General features: G+C 60.8%; 14 protein-coding genes. All 14 read right to left on the bottom strand.

From position 1 onward, the window contains the following. Positions 1-7 precede the first annotated feature (7 nt). The 14 genes from proS to ACSQ26_RS09895 all read right to left on the bottom strand — a co-directional run bounded on the left by proS (position 8) and on the right by ACSQ26_RS09895 (position 15,580). Positions 8-1,336, bottom strand: a complete 1,329-nt coding sequence (gene proS / locus ACSQ26_RS09960; protein WP_436008384.1) for a proline--tRNA ligase — start codon at positions 1,334-1,336, stop codon at positions 8-10. Positions 1,337-1,961: 625 nt separating this feature from the next. Beyond that, complete coding sequence (locus ACSQ26_RS09955; RefSeq protein WP_258162175.1) at positions 1,962-2,234, bottom strand: DUF1467 family protein; 273 nt, start codon at positions 2,232-2,234, stop codon at positions 1,962-1,964. A gap of 8 nt (positions 2,235-2,242) precedes the next feature. After that, on the bottom strand, positions 2,243-3,910 hold the full coding sequence (locus ACSQ26_RS09950) for a ribonuclease J (RefSeq protein ID WP_436008383.1): 1,668 nt from the start codon (positions 3,908-3,910) through the stop codon (positions 2,243-2,245). Then, positions 3,910-4,689, bottom strand: coding sequence for a biotin--[acetyl-CoA-carboxylase] ligase (locus ACSQ26_RS09945; protein WP_436008382.1), 780 nt, complete (start codon positions 4,687-4,689; stop codon positions 3,910-3,912). Before ACSQ26_RS09945 ends, ACSQ26_RS09950 begins: the two co-directional genes overlap by 1 nt. Then, complete coding sequence (gene nuoN / locus ACSQ26_RS09940; RefSeq protein WP_436008381.1) at positions 4,689-6,134, bottom strand: NADH-quinone oxidoreductase subunit NuoN; 1,446 nt, start codon at positions 6,132-6,134, stop codon at positions 4,689-4,691. Before nuoN ends, ACSQ26_RS09945 begins: the two co-directional genes overlap by 1 nt. Before the next feature lie 11 nt (positions 6,135-6,145). Continuing rightward, positions 6,146-7,657, bottom strand: a complete 1,512-nt coding sequence (locus ACSQ26_RS09935) for an NADH-quinone oxidoreductase subunit M (protein WP_436008380.1) — start codon at positions 7,655-7,657, stop codon at positions 6,146-6,148. Beyond that, entirely contained in the window at positions 7,657-9,693 is a 2,037-nt protein-coding gene (nuoL, locus tag ACSQ26_RS09930) for an NADH-quinone oxidoreductase subunit L (protein WP_436008379.1), read from the bottom strand. Before nuoL ends, ACSQ26_RS09935 begins: the two co-directional genes overlap by 1 nt. A 7-nt stretch (positions 9,694-9,700) precedes the next feature. Continuing rightward, positions 9,701-10,009: an NADH-quinone oxidoreductase subunit NuoK gene (nuoK, locus tag ACSQ26_RS09925; RefSeq protein WP_258162181.1), complete on the bottom strand. Its 309-nt coding sequence runs from the start codon at positions 10,007-10,009 to the stop codon at positions 9,701-9,703. Positions 10,010-10,026: 17 nt separating this feature from the next. Next, a complete protein-coding gene (locus ACSQ26_RS09920) occupies positions 10,027-10,641 on the bottom strand; it encodes an NADH-quinone oxidoreductase subunit J (protein WP_436008378.1) in 615 nt (204 codons plus the stop codon). A 139-nt stretch (positions 10,642-10,780) separates the two neighbouring features. Next, positions 10,781-11,272, bottom strand: coding sequence for an NADH-quinone oxidoreductase subunit NuoI (nuoI, locus tag ACSQ26_RS09915; RefSeq protein ID WP_436008377.1), 492 nt, complete (start codon positions 11,270-11,272; stop codon positions 10,781-10,783). 50 nt (positions 11,273-11,322) lie between these two features. Next, positions 11,323-12,366 carry an NADH-quinone oxidoreductase subunit NuoH gene (nuoH, locus tag ACSQ26_RS09910; protein ID WP_436008376.1) on the bottom strand — a complete coding sequence of 348 codons (1,044 nt, stop codon included), beginning with the start codon at positions 12,364-12,366 and terminating at the stop codon, positions 11,323-11,325. Between the two features lie 17 nt (positions 12,367-12,383). Beyond that, on the bottom strand, positions 12,384-14,465 hold the full coding sequence (nuoG, locus tag ACSQ26_RS09905) for an NADH-quinone oxidoreductase subunit NuoG (protein ID WP_436008375.1): 2,082 nt from the start codon (positions 14,463-14,465) through the stop codon (positions 12,384-12,386). Between the two features lie 15 nt (positions 14,466-14,480). Further along, positions 14,481-14,942 (bottom strand): DUF3291 domain-containing protein, encoded by a 462-nt coding sequence (locus ACSQ26_RS09900; protein WP_436008374.1) that lies wholly within the window; start codon positions 14,940-14,942, stop codon positions 14,481-14,483. After that, on the bottom strand, positions 14,942-15,580 hold the full coding sequence (locus ACSQ26_RS09895; protein WP_436008373.1) for an NADH:ubiquinone oxidoreductase: 639 nt from the start codon (positions 15,578-15,580) through the stop codon (positions 14,942-14,944). The genes ACSQ26_RS09900 and ACSQ26_RS09895 overlap by 1 nt, the downstream gene beginning before the upstream one ends. Positions 15,581-15,582: the final 2 nt, after the last annotated feature.

Here is a 15,582-nt window from a genome sequence, read left to right as displayed (position 1 = left end):
GCTCCGTTCAACCGGCTGCCGTGATCTTGTTGATCGCGGCCTCAATAGACAGTGTCTCGCGTGCGCCAGACTTGCGGTCCTTGAGTTCGACCTCGCCTGATGCCACCGAGCGCGGCCCGACCACGATCTGTGTCGGCACGCCGATGAGGTCGGCCGTCGCAAACTTCGCGCCGGCACGGTCGTCGGTGTCATCGTAAAGCACGTCGAGCCCCGCCTTGGAGAGTGATGCGTAGAGCCCCTCGCTCGCAGCATCGCAGGCCTGATCGCCCACCTTCATATTGATGATCGAGACATCGAAGGGCGCCACGGATTTCGGCCAGATGATTCCGTTCTCGTCATGTGAGGCTTCAATGATGGCTGGAACAAGGCGTGTGGGGCCGATGCCGTACGAACCCATATGCACCGCATGCTGCTTGCCATCGGGGCCTTGCACGGTCCCACCCATGGGCTCGGAATACTTGGTGCCGAAATAGAAGATATGGCCGACTTCGATGCCACGCGCCGAAAGCCGGTCGGTTTCCGGAATCGCGTCGAAGGCCGCCGCGTCATGCATTTCCGACGTCGCGGCATAGACCGACGTCCATTTGTCGAAGATCGCCTTCAGACCGGCGACATCATCGAAATCGGTATCGACGCCGGGAATGTCGAAATTCACGAAATCCCGGTGCGAGAAGACTTCCGACTCGCCGGTATCGGCCAGGATGATGAATTCGTGGCTGAGATCGCCGCCGATCGGACCGGTATCGGCGCGCATGGGAATGGCGCGCAGGCCCAGCCGGTCGAAGGTGCGCAGATAGGCCGTGAACATCTTGCGATAGGAATGCTCGGCGGCTTCCTTGGTCAGGTCGAAGGAATAGGCATCCTTCATCAGGAATTCGCGCGAGCGCATGGTGCCGAAGCGCGGCCGCATCTCATCGCGGAACTTTATCTGGATATGATAGAGATTGAGTGGCAGATCCTTGTAAGACTTGACGTAGGACCGGAAGATCTCGGTGATCATTTCCTCATTGGTGGGACCGTAAAGCATGTCGCGGTCCTGGCGGTCCTTGATGCGCAGCATTTCCTTGCCATAGGCATCGTAGCGGCCGCTTTCGCGCCAGAGATCGGCCGACTGCAGGGTGGGCATGATGAGCTCGATCGCGCCCGAGCGGTTCTGCTCCTCGCGGATGATCCTGTTGACCTTGTCGAGCACGCGCTTTCCCAGCGGCAGCCACGAATAGATTCCCTGGCTCTGCTGGCGGATCATACCCGCGCGCAGCATCAGCCGGTGCGACACGATCTCGGCTTCCTTGGGGTTCTCTTTCAGGATGGGCAGGAAATAACGGGAAAGGCGCATGGAAGGTCCAATTTGCTGTAAGGTCACTGGAATCGCCGCATCGGCACGGGATTGGTCAGGCGTTCATAACGGCTTCCGGCGCCGAAGAAAACCCGGCATCGGCCCGATCAGGCAATTGTGGCGGAAGTATGCGTCGCTCGGAAACGTTTCCGGCGGCGAGCGATTGCTTAACTCTAGGAATAGTTGCCCACTCGCAAAACACGCCAAAGGGTCGCTTGAAATTTGTCAACAATTTGAGGCACTTTGCCCCAACCGGTGTGGCACATGGAACACATCCGCTACACTTCCCAAAATTCTTTTGTCAACGAAAAAATTTACCCATACTGTCTCATATTTGCAAAAAAACGGATGACAGCGCTTATTCTTTAAGCTACGGTCAGGTCATAAAAGAGGCATGGAGGTCAACTCCGAGCCATTCTTCGCGGTCAAGTCTTGGGAGGATGGGATCTTAGGCGCGTTCATTCGCCGCCGCCCTTAATTGGGAATGGATCACGCGAAATTACCTAGAAAACAAGGCTTTCAGCCTTGTTTTTTTTTGCCCGAAGTCCGGCATTATGCAGGCTCGCTCAGCCCTGTCATCTATCCCCTGCTTGTGACAGTTTTATGAAAATCGGCTGGCCCGACTCTATTTGAAGTCGGGCACGAAGCGCGGCAGCGACATGGCATTGAGGCCATAGACGTTGATCAAGGTGTACCAGCCGGCATAGATGACGGCCGAAATGGCCGTCGTCATGAGGAATATCCGCCAGAACCGGAATCGCGCCGGGGCACTTTTCACCGTGCCGTTGACCACTTCATTCTCATCGGCCTGCGTGCGCAGGCCGATCGGCAGGACCATGAAGAGCGTGATCCACCAACAGATGAAATACTCGGCGAAGATGGAGATGAAGCTGACCATGGTAGATTCTAGATCCGGGTGACGAAAACCGTGACGACCGGCTTCTTACCCCAACTCTGGTTCGCTGCCGCCCGGACCGATCGCCGCACCGCTTCCTTGACCATGTCGAGATCCTTGCGCCGGACGCGCGGAATACTTTCGACCGCGCCGAGAATGGCGTCATAGAGCAGGTCTTCCATGTCTTCGCCCTCCTCGTCGAAGGCCGGCAGGCCGACCGCGGTCACGTCAGGATCGTCGACGAACTCGTAGCGCGTGTCGAGGATGACATTGACCGCGACATGGCCGACGAAGGAGAGCTTGCGGCGGTCGCCGATGCCCATCTCGTCGAATTCGCCCACCAGCTTGCCATCCTTGAAGATCCGGCCATGCGGCGCCTCATCGACGATTTCGGCGGGACCGGGTGCGAGCCGGATCATGAAACCGTTGCGCACTTCCGCGACCTGCGGAATGCCGACAGAGCGTCCGAGTTCGGCCTGCGCCACCAGGTGGGCGGCCTCGCCATGCACCGGCACCAGGACCTGCGGCCGGACCCATTCATACATGCGCTTGAGCTCGTTGCGCCGGGGATGGCCGGAAACATGGACCAGCGCATCGGTATCGGAGATGACGATCATGCCCTGGTCGATCAGCGCGTTCTTAATGTCGAGGATTGCCTTCTCGTTGCCCGGGATGGTCCGCGAGGAGAAAACGAACGTGTCGCCCTTGGTGAAACCGATATTGCGCATCTCGTCGCGGGCGATCTTGGCGAGCGCCGCGCGCGCCTCGCCCTGGCTGCCGGTGAGAATCACGACGGATTTTTCACGCGGCAGGAAGCCGAATTCATCCTCGGCGACGAATGGCTTGATGCCTTCCATCAGGCCGAGATCGCGCGCCACTTCCGTGGTCCGCCGCATCGACGTGCCGAGCAGGAGAACCTCGCGGCCAGCCTGCTCGGCGGCCATGGCGATCGACTTGATACGGCCGACATTCGACGAGAAGGTGGTGATCGCCACCCTGCCCTCGGCGCGCTCGATAATGTCCTGCAGGCCCTTGGAGACCTCGAGTTCGGATGGCGATTCGCCTTCGCGCTGGGCATTGGTGGAATCGCAGACCAGTGCAAGAACGCCCTCATCGCCGATCGCGCGGAACTTCTTCTCGTCGGTGCCTTTGCCCATCGTCGGGCCGGGATCGATCTTCCAGTCGCCGGTATGGACGACATTGCCGAGCGGCGTGCGGATGATCAGCGCCATCGGCTCGGGGATTGAATGCGCGACCTCCACCGGTTCGATGGTGAACGGGCCGACCGTCACCTTCATGCCGACCTGCAGGTTCTGCACGGGAATCGGATCGCCGGAATCGTCGTAGTCGCCCTTGGCTTCGAGTAGCCCGGCGGTGAACGGCGAGGCATAGAGCGGTACGCGGAGTTTCGGCCACAGGTCCTTGACCGCGCCGTAATGGTCTTCATGCGCATGCGTGATGAACATGCCGAGCAGGTTATGCTTCTCGCCGATAGCGAAGCGGATATCCGGCAGGACGAGATCGACGCCGGGCAGATCAGGACCGGGGAAGGAGACACCGCAATCGACCATGATCCACTGGCGGTTCTGCGCCGGGCCGAAGCCGTAAAGCGCCAGATTCATGCCGATTTCGCCGACGCCGCCCAATGGCAAGAATACCAGTTCGTCCGTGCCTGCCATCAATGTGATCCATCATTTCGAGAAAAAAAGACATCGCCCGAGGCAATGCGCATGGTGTCGCCGGAATCGAGCCGGAGCGCGAGCAGTCCGTCTTTGTCGATGCCGGCAAATATGCCGGAAATGGACCTGTCTGGCAAATTCACCGTGATCGGCTGGCCGATGCCATGGACGAGCGCCTTCCACTGCGAAACGATCTCCGAAACGCCCTCCCCACGATCCCAGACGTCGAGCGCACCAGCGAGTTCTATCATCAGATGGGCGAAAAGCGTGTCTGGAGAGGTCGAGACGCCGGCCTCGGAAAGCGAGATCGCGGGGTAGAGCGGATTGTCGGGCTTGTGGGCGATATTGACGCCGCAGCCGATGACCACGGCGCTCCTGCCGTCGGCAAGCGTCTCGGCCTCGATGAGGATGCCGGAGATCTTCTTGCGATCCACCAGAATGTCGTTTGGCCATTTGATCGCCACCCGGTCCTCGCCATAGGGCATCTCGGCGACGATGGCGCGGTACAGCGCCAGCGCCACGACGAGCGGCAGCGACGCCAGTTCCGCCTGCGGTGCGGGATCGATCAGTAGCAGCGAGGCATAGAGATTGCCGGGCTCGGACACCCAGACGCGGCCGCGACGGCCACGACCGCCGAGCTGCCGGCGGCCGGTGATCCAGAGCTTGCCGGGATCCCCAGTGCGGGCATGTTCGAAACACACCGTATTGGTGGACGTGACGTCGTCGAGGGCAATGTGCCGGAACGTCTCCGGCGCGTGTGCGCCCGCGGGTTTCGCCATCAGAACAGCGTTGCCGCCGCCGCCTCGGCCGCCGCACCGATGCGTCCGCCGAACACGACATAACCGACGACGAACAGGCCCGACAGGCCATAGACCAGCTTGAGCGCACCCGGCGCCCGGCCGATCGTGATCGTCGAGGCATCGAACCACATCAGCTTGACGATGCGGAGATAATAATAGGCGCCGACGACGGAGGCGAGCACGCCGATGACCGACAGCGCGTAGAGCCCGGCCTTGATGGCGGCGACGAAGACGAAATACTTGGCGAAGAACCCTGCCAGCGGCGGAATGCCGGCAAGCGAGAACATCAGGATGGTCAGCACGGTGGCCATGACGGGATTGGTCGCGGACAGGCCGGCGAGATCATCGACTCGTTCCAGCGCTTCGCCCTCGGGCGTGCGCATGGACAGGATAACGGCGAAAGAGCCGAGCGTCATGACCATGTAGATCGCCATGTAGAGTGCGACGCCGGAGACGCCTTCCTGATTGCCGGCGGCAAGGCCGACAAGCGCATAGCCGACATGGCCGATCGAGGAATAAGCCATCAGCCGCTTGATATTGGTCTGGCCGATGGCGGCGAAGGAGCCGAGCAGCATCGAGGCGATCGAGATGAACACCACGATCTGCCGCCAGTCGGCGAACACCGGCTGGAAGGCATCGATCGAGATCCGAACCGTCATCGCCATTGCGGCGACCTTGGGGGCTGCGGCAAAGAACGCCGTGACCGGCGTGGGCGCGCCTTCATAGACATCGGGCGTCCACATGTGGAACGGCACGGCGGAGATTTTGAATGCGAGACCGGCAAAGACGAAGACCAGGCCGAACACAAGCCCGAGCGAACGGGTTTCGGCGGCGAGCGCCTCGGCGATCTGCGGGAAAGCGGTATGGCCGGTGAAGCCGTAGACCAGCGACATGCCGTAGAGCATCAGGCCGGAGGACAGCGCGCCGAGGACGAAATATTTCAGGCCCGCTTCCGTGGATTTCGCCGATTCACGGTTCATCGCGGCCACGACATAGAGCGCCAGCGACTGCAGTTCGAGCGACATGTAGAGCGAGATCAGGTCATTGGCCGAAATCATCAGCAGCATGCCGAGCGTGGCCAGCACGATCAGCACCGGATATTCGAACTTGTCGATCTTCTCGGCCCGGGCCATGGCGATCGACATGATCAGCGCGCCCGCCGAGCCGACCAGCACCAGCACCTTCATGAAGCGGCCGAAGCCGTCGGAGATGAAGGCATTGCCATAGGCGCCGCCATCGGCCGGATTGAACAGGATCCAGCCGCCCGCCATGATGATGACCAGCACCGCGAGCCAGGACACCGGCTCGGAGGATTTTTCGCCTGCAAACACGCCGACCATGAGCAGCAAGAGCGCACCGACAGCGAGGATCAACTCCGGCGCCGAGAGTGTGAAGCTTGCAAGGATTGTGCTTTCAACGGTCATTTTGCAGTATCCTAGTGCGCCGTGGACGCGACATCATGGGCTGCCTGGATGGCCGCCGTGTAATTGTTGACGAGGAGATCGACGGAGGCCGCGGTCGCATCGAAGACGGGCGCCGGATAGACGCCGAAGAAGATGGTCAGCACAACAAGCGGATAGAGGATCAACTGCTCGCGCGGGCTGAGATCCAGCAGCGCCTTCAGCTTTTCCTTTTCCAGCGCGCCGAAAATCACCCGGCGATAGAGCCAGAGCGCATAGGCTGCCGAGAGGATGACACCCGTCGTCGCGAAGATCGCCACCCAGGTATTGGCGCGGAAGGCGCCGACCAGGGTCAGGAACTCGCCGACGAAGCCGGATGTGCCGGGAAGACCGACATTGGCCATGGTGAAGACCATGAAGACCGCGGCATATCTCGGCATGTTGTTGACGAGGCCGCCATAGGCGTCGATGTCGCGGGTGTGCATGCGGTCATAGATCACGCCGACGCAGAGGAAGAGCGCGCCGGAGACGATCCCGTGCGACAGCATCTGGAACAATGCGCCCTGTACGCCCTGCACATTGGCGGCGAAGATACCCATCGTCACATAGCCCATATGGGCGACGGAGGAATAGGCGATCAGCTTCTTCATGTCCTCCTGCATCATCGCCACCAGCGAGGTGTAGATGATCGCGATTATCGAGAGGGCAAAGACGAAGGGTGCGAAATATTCGGATGCCAACGGGAACATCGGCAGCGAGAAGCGCAGGAAGCCGTATCCGCCGAGCTTCAGCAGGATCGCTGCCAGGATCACCGAGCCCGCTGTCGGCGCCTGCACGTGCGCATCCGGGAGCCAGGTATGGACCGGCCACATCGGCATCTTCACCGCAAAGGAGGCGAAGAAGGCCAGCCACAGATATGTCTGCATCTGCGCCGGGAACTTGTGTGCCAGAAGCGCCGTGATGTCGGTGGTCCCAGCATCCCAGTACATCGCCATGATGGCGAGCAGCATCAGCACCGATCCGAGCAGGGTGTAGAGGAAGAACTTGTAGGATGCGTAGACGCGGTCCTTGCCGCCCCAGACGCCGATGATGATGAACATCGGGATCAGGCCCGCTTCGAAGAACACGTAGAACAGAACGATATCGAGCGACACGAAGACGCCGAGCATCAGCGTTTCGAGCAGCAGGAAGGCGATCATGTATTCCTTGAGCCGCTTCTCGATCGAGATCCAGCTTGCCAGCACGCAGAATGGCATGAGGAATGTCGTCAGCACCACGAACAGCATCGAGATGCCATCGACGCCGAGATGGTATGAAATCCCGGTGTTCAGCCAATTCATCTTCTCGACGAACTGGAAGCCGGCATTGGCATTGTCGAAGCCGATCCAGACGACCAGCGACAGAAGGAAGGTCGCGACCGTGGTGAACAGCGAGATGTAGAGCACGTTCTGGCGCCCGCTCTCGCCATCGCCGCGCATGGCGAGCAGGATCGCCACGCCGACCAGCGGCAGGAAGGTGACCGTTGAAAGAAGTGGCCAATCGGTCATCAGAAGGAACTCCCGAGCATCATCCAGGTAACAAGGCCGGCGATACCGATCAGCATCACGAAGGCATAGTGATAGAGGTAGCCGGTCTGCACACGCACGACCTGGCCGGTAACGTCGACGACGCGGGCGGCAATACCGTTCGGCCCCAGGCCGTCGATGACGGTGCCGTCACCCTGCTTCCACAGGAACCGGCCCAGCCATTTGGCGGTACGGACGAACAGGAAATCGTAGAGTTCGTCGAAATACCACTTGTTGAGCAGGAACTGGTAAAGGCCGCTCTGCTGCCTGGCGAAATAGCCGGGCAGCGAGGGTGTGCGGATGTAGAAGAGGTATGCAACGGCAAAACCGATCACCATCGAAATAAAGGCCGACCATTTTACCAGCAGCGGAACGTGATGATAGTGCTCGACAATCTCGTTGCCTGCAGCGGTAAACAGCGCACCCTTCCAGAAGCTGGCATATTCCTCGCCGAAGAACTGGTCGTGGAAGATGAAGCCGGCAAAAACGGCGCCTATCGCCAGCAGGTAAAGCGGCACCAGCATGACATTCGGTGACTCGTGCACATGGTGCATCACATCATGCGATGCGCGCGGCTTGCCGAAAAACGTCATGAAGATCAGGCGCCACGAATAGAAGCTGGTGAACACGGCGGCGATGACCAGAAGCGCGAAGGCGAAGCCGGCGAGCGGGCTGTGCGAGGCCCATGCGGATTCGATGATCGCGTCCTTGGAGAAGAAGCCTGCGAAGCCGATAGAGGTGCCCGGGATGCCGAGACCCGTGATCGCGAGCGTACCGATCGTCATCATCCAGAAGGTCTTCGGGATGTGCGTCCTGAGGCCGCCCATGTAGCGCATGTCCTGTTCGTCGGAGACGGCATGGATGACCGAGCCGGCGCAGAGGAACAGAAGCGCCTTGAAGAAGGCGTGGGTGAAGAGGTGGAAGATCGCCGCACCATAGGCACCGAGCCCGAGCGCCACGAACATATAACCGAGCTGCGAGCAGGTCGAATAGGCGATGACGCGCTTGATGTCGTTCTGCACCAAGCCGACCGAGGCTGCGAAGAAAGCGGTGATCGCACCGACCAGCGTCACGACCATCAGCGCCGTGTGCGAATGCTCGAACAGTGGCGACATGCGGGCGACGAGGAAGACGCCGGCGGTGACCATGGTCGCGGCATGGATGAGGGCCGAGACCGGGGTCGGGCCCTCCATGGCATCAGGCAGCCAGGTGTGGAGCAGGAACTGCGCCGACTTGCCCATCGCACCCATGAACAGCAGCAGGCAGACGCCTGTCACGGCACCGGCCTTGTCGAGGTGATAGCCGAACAGGGTCAGCACGGTATCGCCTGCGGCATGCGCCGCACCTTCGGCGGTGGCTGCGGCTTCTGCGCCATGCTCGGCGGCAGCCGGCACATAGGTCGCGGCGGCGGCGAAGATCGATTCCAGGTTGATCGAGCCGAACAGTACGAAGCAACCGGCGATACCAAGCACGAAGCCGAAGTCACCAATTCGGTTGACGACGAAGGCCTTGATTGCGGCGGCATTGGCCGAGGGCTTCTTGTACCAGAAGCCGATGAGCAGGTAGGACGCGAGACCGACGCCTTCCCAGCCGAAGAACATCTGCAGCAGGTTGTCGGCGGTCACCAGCATCAGCATCGCGAAGGTGAATAGCGAGAGATAGGCGAAGAAGCGCGGCCGGTGCGGATCGTGATGCATGTAGCCGATCGAATAGACATGCACGAGGCTCGACACCGAATTGACGACGACGAACATGACGGCCGTCAGCGTATCGATGCGTAGCGCCCATTCGACATCGACGCCGCCGGACTGGACCCAGCGCATGACGGGAACGGTGATGTGCTGGCCGGTTTCTGCCATCGCGACATCGAAGAAGACGTACCACGACAGCACGGCCGCGATCAGCATCAGGCCGGTCGTGATATATTCGGAAGCTTTGGCGCCGATCGACGAACCGCCGAGACCGGCGATGAAGGCGCCGAGAAGAGGCAGGAAGACGATGAGTTTGTAGATGAGCATAGCGTCCTCAGCCCTTCATCATATTGACGTCTTCGACGGCGATCGTTCCGCGGTTGCGGTAGAAGACGACGAGAATTGCAAGACCGATCGCAGCCTCAGCCGCGGCAACAGTCAGGATAAACAGCGCGAACACCTGGCCGGTGATGTCGTTCAGGAAGGACGAGAAGGCCACCATGTTGATGTTGACGGCGAGCAGCATGAGCTCGATCGACATCAGGATGATGATGACGTTCTTGCGGTTCAGGAAGATGCCGAAGACGCCCAGCATGAACAGGATGGCGCTGACGGTGAGGTAATGGCCGAGAGTGATTTCCATTTGACTTGTCCTTCGCCTCAGAGGCCCTCACCGGGTTTCGGATTGACAACCGCGATCGCGGTTTCAGGCGTGCGCGCCACCTGCCGGGCGACGTTCTGGCGCTTGATGTCGGTGCGGTGCTTGAGAGTCAGCACGATCGCGCCGATCATGGCGACCAAGAGAACGAGGCCGGCGATCTGGAAGAAATAGACGTAGTGGGTGTAGAGCACGTCGCCGAGGGCTGCCGTATTGGTCCGTTCCGTGACCGGCGGGATCGGCATGGCAATGCTCTTGGCCACATCAGGCGTGAAGCTCGAACCGCCGATGACGATGACCAGTTCGGCGGCGAGGATCAGGCCGATCAGCACGCCGATCGGCGCGTAGTCCAGCGCGGTCGCCCTCAATTTGGTGAAATCGATATCCAGCATCATGACGACGAAGAGGAACAGCACCGCCACGGCGCCGACATAAACGACGAGCAGGATCATCGCCAGGAACTCGGCGCCGGTCAGCAGGAACAGCCCCGCCGCATTGACGAAGGTGAGGATCAGGAAGAGCACGGAATGAACCGGATTCTTCGCCCAGATGACCATGAACGCCGACGCCACTGCGACGAACGCGAACAGATAGAAAAACAGAGCCTGCAGACCCATAATGGCGCCTTTTTCGTCCCCGGGCGATGAGGCCTGACGGCCCTGCCCTGTCCTTGCCCGGAGCGGATGCTTTGTCCGCCGCCGTGGCCTTCCTTAGAATTCCGCCCGGCGCGAACCGGGCAATCTCATGTTCGACGGATCAGCGGTAAGGCGAATCCATAGCGATGTTGCGGGCGATTTCCCGCTCCCACCTGTCACCGTTCTCCAAGAGCCGCTCCTTGTCGTAGTAGAGCTCCTCGCGGCTTTCGGTGGCGAATTCGAAATTCGGCCCCTCGACGATCGCGTCCACCGGGCAGGCCTCCTGGCAGAAGCCGCAATAGATGCACTTCACCATGTCGATGTCGTAACGCACCGTGCGGCGGGTGCCATCATTGCGGCGCGGGCCGGCTTCGATGGTAATAGCCTGGGCAGGACAGATCGCCTCGCAGAGCTTGCAGGCGATGCAGCGTTCCTCGCCGTTCGGATAGCGGCGCAGCGCATGCTCGCCACGGAAACGCGGGCTGAGCGGGCCTTTTTCGAACGGATAGTTGATCGTCGCCTTGGCCTTGAAGAAGTAGCGCATGGTCAGGAAGAACGCGCCGACGAATTCCAGAAGGAACAGCGAGCGGATGGATTGCTTGATCGTGCTCATGCCAGAACTCGCGGCAGGCGTCGAAGCGACAGCGTGATCGTGACCGGCCATTATGCCCACCCCGTCAATTTAAGTACGAATGCAGTGATGACGACCATGGCCAGCGAGAGAGGCAGGAAGACCTTCCAGCCCAGACGCATCAGCTGGTCGTAGCGGTAGCGCGGCACGAAGGCTTTCACCATGGCGAACATGAAGAAGCACATGCACACCTTGAGCAAGAACCAGACGATACCCGGCACCCAGTTGATCAGCCAGAAATCGACCGGCGGCAGCCAGCCGCCCAGAAACAGGATGGTGGTCAGCGAGCACATCAGCACGATGGCCGCATATTCGCCGAGCATGAACATCATGTAGGGCGTCGAGCCATATTCGACCATGAAGCCGGCGACCAGTTCCGATTCCGCTTCCGGAAGGTCGAAGGGCGGACGATTGGTCTCGGCGAGCGCCGAAATGAAGAACACGATGAACATCGGAAACAGCGACAGCCAATGCCAGTCGAGGAAGGACGGGATCAGGCCAAGCTTGGTGCCGAGGCCATCCTGCTGGGCAAGCACGATGTCGGTCAGGTTCAGCGAGCCGACGGTGAGCAATACGCAGACGATGACGAAACCGATCGAGACTTCGTAGGACACCATCTGCGCCGCCGAACGCAGCGCGCCGAGGAACGGATATTTCGAATTCGACGCCCAGCCGCCCATGATCACGCCATAGACCTCGAGCGAGGAAATGGCGAAGACGTAGAGGATGCCGACGTTGATATTGGCGATCACCCAGCCGTTGTCGAGCGGAATGACGGCGTAGGTCGCAAGCGCCAGCGTCACGGCCACCAGCGGTGCCAGCAGGAATACGCCCTTATTGGCGCCCGACGGGATGACAGGCTCCTTGAAGACGAACTTCAGGAGGTCGGCGAAGGACTGGAAGAGCCCGAACGGACCGACCACATTCGGTCCGCGGCGCAACTGCACGGCGGCCCAGATCTTGCGGTCGGCGAGCAGGATGAAGGCGATAAAGATCAGAAGCGTCACAAGCAGCAGCAGCGACTGCGCGACCATGATCAGAAGCGGCCAGACGTAGGTTGAAATGAATGCGTCCATAATCCCTTGCCTTCAGCCTATTCCGCCGCAGCTTTGAAGTTGTTGCGGGCCAATGCAGAGCATTCCGCCATGACGGCCGAAGCGCGCGCTATCGGGTTCGTCAAATAGAAGTCTTTGACCGGAGAAGCAAACCCGGACTTGCCCATTTTCCTCGGTTTTTTCGCCACTGCGGCAATTTCGTCGGCAACGCCCTGCTTGATCTCGTCCTCATCAGCGAGATGCGGGAAGGCGGCATAGAGTTTCGAACGCAATTGCGAAAGCGAATCAAAGGGCAAGCGCTTGCCGAGCGTGTCGGAGAGCGCGCGGATGATCGCCCAGTCTTCCCGCGCATCGCCCGGTGCGAAATTGGCGCGCTGGCTCATCTGCACCCGGCCTTCGGTATTGACGTAGATGCCCGACTTTTCCGTATAGGCGGCACCCGGCAGGATGACATCGGCGTTGGATGCGCCATTGTCGCCATGCGAGCCGATATAGACGGTGAGGTTAGCGCCCTTCTTGGAAAGGTTGATTTCGTCGGCGCCAAGCAGGAACAGCACGTCCATCGTGGTGACCTGCGTTACCGCATCGACGCCATTCACACCAGGCACAAAGCCGATATCGAGGCCACCGACGCGAGATGCTGCCGTGTGCAGCACGCCCAGGCCGTTCCAGCCGTCCTTGATCGCGCCCGCCGCATAGGCGAGCGAGGCGATGCTGGCGAGCACGCCCTTGCCGTCATTGCGAGAGAGCGCCCCCTGCCCGACGATGATCATCGGCTTCTTGGCGCGCTTGAGCTTGGCGAAGAATTTCGACGTGCCATCCACCACTTCGGTCAGCGTCTCAGGACCGGCGCCGAGATGTTCGTAATCGTAGCGCAGGTCCGCCTGTTCGCCGATCAGGCCAACGGGGAAATCCCCGCGGCGCCAGCGCTTGCGGATGCGGGCATTGAGGAGCGCGGCTTCCCAACGCGGATTGGCGCCGATGATCAGCAGCGCGTCAGCCTCTTCGATGCGTGCGATGGTCGGGTTGAAGATGTAGCTCGAACGGCCGAACGACGGATCGAGCGCCGAGCCATCCTGGCGGCAATCGATGTTCTCCGAGCCGAGTGACTTCATTAGTTCGCCGAGCGCATACATTTCCTCGACGGTCGCGAGGTCACCGGCGATCGCACCGATCTTGTCACCGGTCGTGGCTGCCACCGCCGACCGGATGGTCGAGAAGGCTTCCGCCCAGGTCGCCGGCACCAGACGGCCATCCTTGCGGACATAGGGCCGGTCGAGGCGCTGGGTCCGGAGACCATCCACGACGTGGCGGGTCTTGTCGGAAATCCACTCCTCGTTGATGTCCTCGTTGACGCGCGGCAGGATGCGCATGACCTCGCGGCCACGGCTGTCGATGCGGATCGCGGAGCCGAGCGCATCCATCACGTCGATGGATTCGGTCTTGTTGAGTTCCCAGGGACGCGCCGTAAACGCGAACGGTTTGGAAGTCAGTGCGCCGACCGGGCAGAGATCGACGACATTGCCCTGAAGCTCCGACGTCATTGCCTGTTCGAGATAGGTGGTGATCTCCGCATCCTCGCCACGCCCGATCAGGCCGAGTTCGCTGATACCGGCGACTTCGGTGGTGAAGCGGACGCAGCGCGTGCAATGGATGCAGCGGTTCATCACGGTCTTGACCAGCGGGCCGATATACTTGTCTTCGACGGCGCGCTTGTTCTCTGAGTAACGCGAGGCATCGACGCCGAAGGTCATTGCCTGGTCCTGCAGGTCGCATTCGCCGCCCTGGTCACAGATCGGGCAATCCAAGGGATGGTTGATCAGCAGGAATTCCATCACGCCTTCGCGGGCCTTCTTGACCATCGGCGTGTTGGTGAAGATTTCGGGAAGTTCGCCATTCGGGCCGCCGCGGACGTCGCGCACACCCATGGCACAGGAGGCCGCAGGCTTCGGCGGCCCACCCTTCACCTCGATCAGGCACATGCGGCAATTGCCGGCAACCGACAGCCGCTCGTGAAAACAGAAGCGCGGAACTTCGGCGCCGGCCTCCTCGCACGCCTGCAACAGCGTGAAGTGATCCGGCACTTCGATTTCTTTTCCGTCAACTTTCAGCTTCGTCATATTCGCCTTCCCGCCTCACGCACAACGCGCTTCAAGCCAGAGCCTTGCCTGCGGCACATAGGACCAGCCGAAGGCCTGGTCGCTATCGCCATATTGATTGAGATGATCGAGCCGGTCCTTGGCTTCCGCCAGCGTCGGCTCGTGCCCGTCCTCGACCGGCCACATCACGAAATTCTGTCTTTCCAGCACTTCGAACCACTGTTCACGACGCTCGTAGAACGTCTTGTGCACCGTCTTCCAGACAAAATTCTCGAGCGAACCGATATCGCTCCAGACACTGAGATTGGGCACGATCTTCGGGTCGTCGTAGACCTGAATGTCAGTGGCGTTACCGGAGTCGCTCTTGAGCCGCCAGACGAAACCCGGCATGCGCTCGGCGATCCCGTTGACCATGTCGAGCGCCATCACGAAGCGCCGCACGCGCGGATCGTCGATCGGATAACGGAGGTGCCCCACATTGAACTCCGCAAGCTGCATCAGCCCTTCCCTCCGGAAAGTGCCTTCGCCTGCCCTGCCCAATCGTCGCGGATCACGCGGCCTTCAAGACCGAGTTCGCCGTCGAGTTTCTTCAGTGCCGCCTTGCTGAGCCCCGAGATGTCGCCAAAACGGGCGATGCCGCGATCGTTCAAAACCTTTTCAAGCCGTGGACCGATGCCCGGGATCTTCTTGAGATCGTCGCCGGACGCCGCCACTGCCTTAACCGCCGGCTTCGTAGTCGCGGTCTTCGGGGCGATGGCTTCCGCCTTGCCAGCCGTCGGCTTGGAAGTCGCTGGCTTACGAGCCGGTGCCTTCGCAACGGGCGCCTTGACGGGCGCATGCGGCTTGGTCTCCTGCACAGGACGCAGTGGAACGACATTGCCTTTGGCTTCAGCGTCGGTCTGCGGCTGCGCCTCGGCTTTGGTCGGCTCGTCGGCTTCAGCCGGGCCGCGGAACGCCCCGAGCATCATGCCGGTCATCTGGGTCGCAACACTCATGCCATACGCCGTGAAGACCGCCATGGCGGCGGCTTGCTCAGCGAAAAGCTTGGCCGAGGCGCCGGCAAGATTCGAGAGCGAAGCGGCTTCATCAGCCACCTTCTTCTCGTCATCCTGTTTGCCGGCCTTGACCATCATCATCC

This window comes from Rhizobium sp. LjRoot254 (genome assembly GCF_964254105.1).
In the GTDB taxonomy this organism is placed as follows: domain Bacteria; phylum Pseudomonadota; class Alphaproteobacteria; order Rhizobiales; family Rhizobiaceae; genus Rhizobium_E.
The sequence above is the reverse complement of the archived record's forward strand: the minus strand, read 5'-3'. Positions and strand labels throughout refer to the sequence as shown.

Bases quoted from the DNA above. Each gene is read 5' to 3' on its own strand.
- proS (WP_436008384.1), bottom strand. From the start codon at position 1,336: ATGCGCCTTTCCCGTTATTTCCTGCCCATCCTGAAAGAGAACCCCAAG.
- ACSQ26_RS09955 (WP_258162175.1), bottom strand. From the start codon at position 2,234: ATGGTCAGCTTCATCTCCATCTTCGCCGAGTATTTCATCTGTTGGTGG.
- ACSQ26_RS09950 (WP_436008383.1), bottom strand. From the start codon at position 3,910: ATGGCAGGCACGGACGAACTGGTATTCTTGCCATTGGGCGGCGTCGGC.
- ACSQ26_RS09945 (WP_436008382.1), bottom strand. From the start codon at position 4,689: ATGGCGAAACCCGCGGGCGCACACGCGCCGGAGACGTTCCGGCACATT.
- nuoN (WP_436008381.1), bottom strand. From the start codon at position 6,134: ATGACCGTTGAAAGCACAATCCTTGCAAGCTTCACACTCTCGGCGCCG.
- ACSQ26_RS09935 (WP_436008380.1), bottom strand. From the start codon at position 7,657: ATGACCGATTGGCCACTTCTTTCAACGGTCACCTTCCTGCCGCTGGTC.
- nuoL (WP_436008379.1), bottom strand. From the start codon at position 9,693: ATGCTCATCTACAAACTCATCGTCTTCCTGCCTCTTCTCGGCGCCTTC.
- nuoK (WP_258162181.1), bottom strand. From the start codon at position 10,009: ATGGAAATCACTCTCGGCCATTACCTCACCGTCAGCGCCATCCTGTTC.
- ACSQ26_RS09920 (WP_436008378.1), bottom strand. From the start codon at position 10,641: ATGGGTCTGCAGGCTCTGTTTTTCTATCTGTTCGCGTTCGTCGCAGTG.
- nuoI (WP_436008377.1), bottom strand. From the start codon at position 11,272: ATGAGCACGATCAAGCAATCCATCCGCTCGCTGTTCCTTCTGGAATTC.
- nuoH (WP_436008376.1), bottom strand. From the start codon at position 12,366: ATGGACGCATTCATTTCAACCTACGTCTGGCCGCTTCTGATCATGGTC.
- nuoG (WP_436008375.1), bottom strand. From the start codon at position 14,465: ATGACGAAGCTGAAAGTTGACGGAAAAGAAATCGAAGTGCCGGATCAC.
- ACSQ26_RS09900 (WP_436008374.1), bottom strand. From the start codon at position 14,942: ATGCAGCTTGCGGAGTTCAATGTGGGGCACCTCCGTTATCCGATCGAC.
- ACSQ26_RS09895 (WP_436008373.1), bottom strand. From the start codon at position 15,580: ATGATGATGGTCAAGGCCGGCAAACAGGATGACGAGAAGAAGGTGGCT.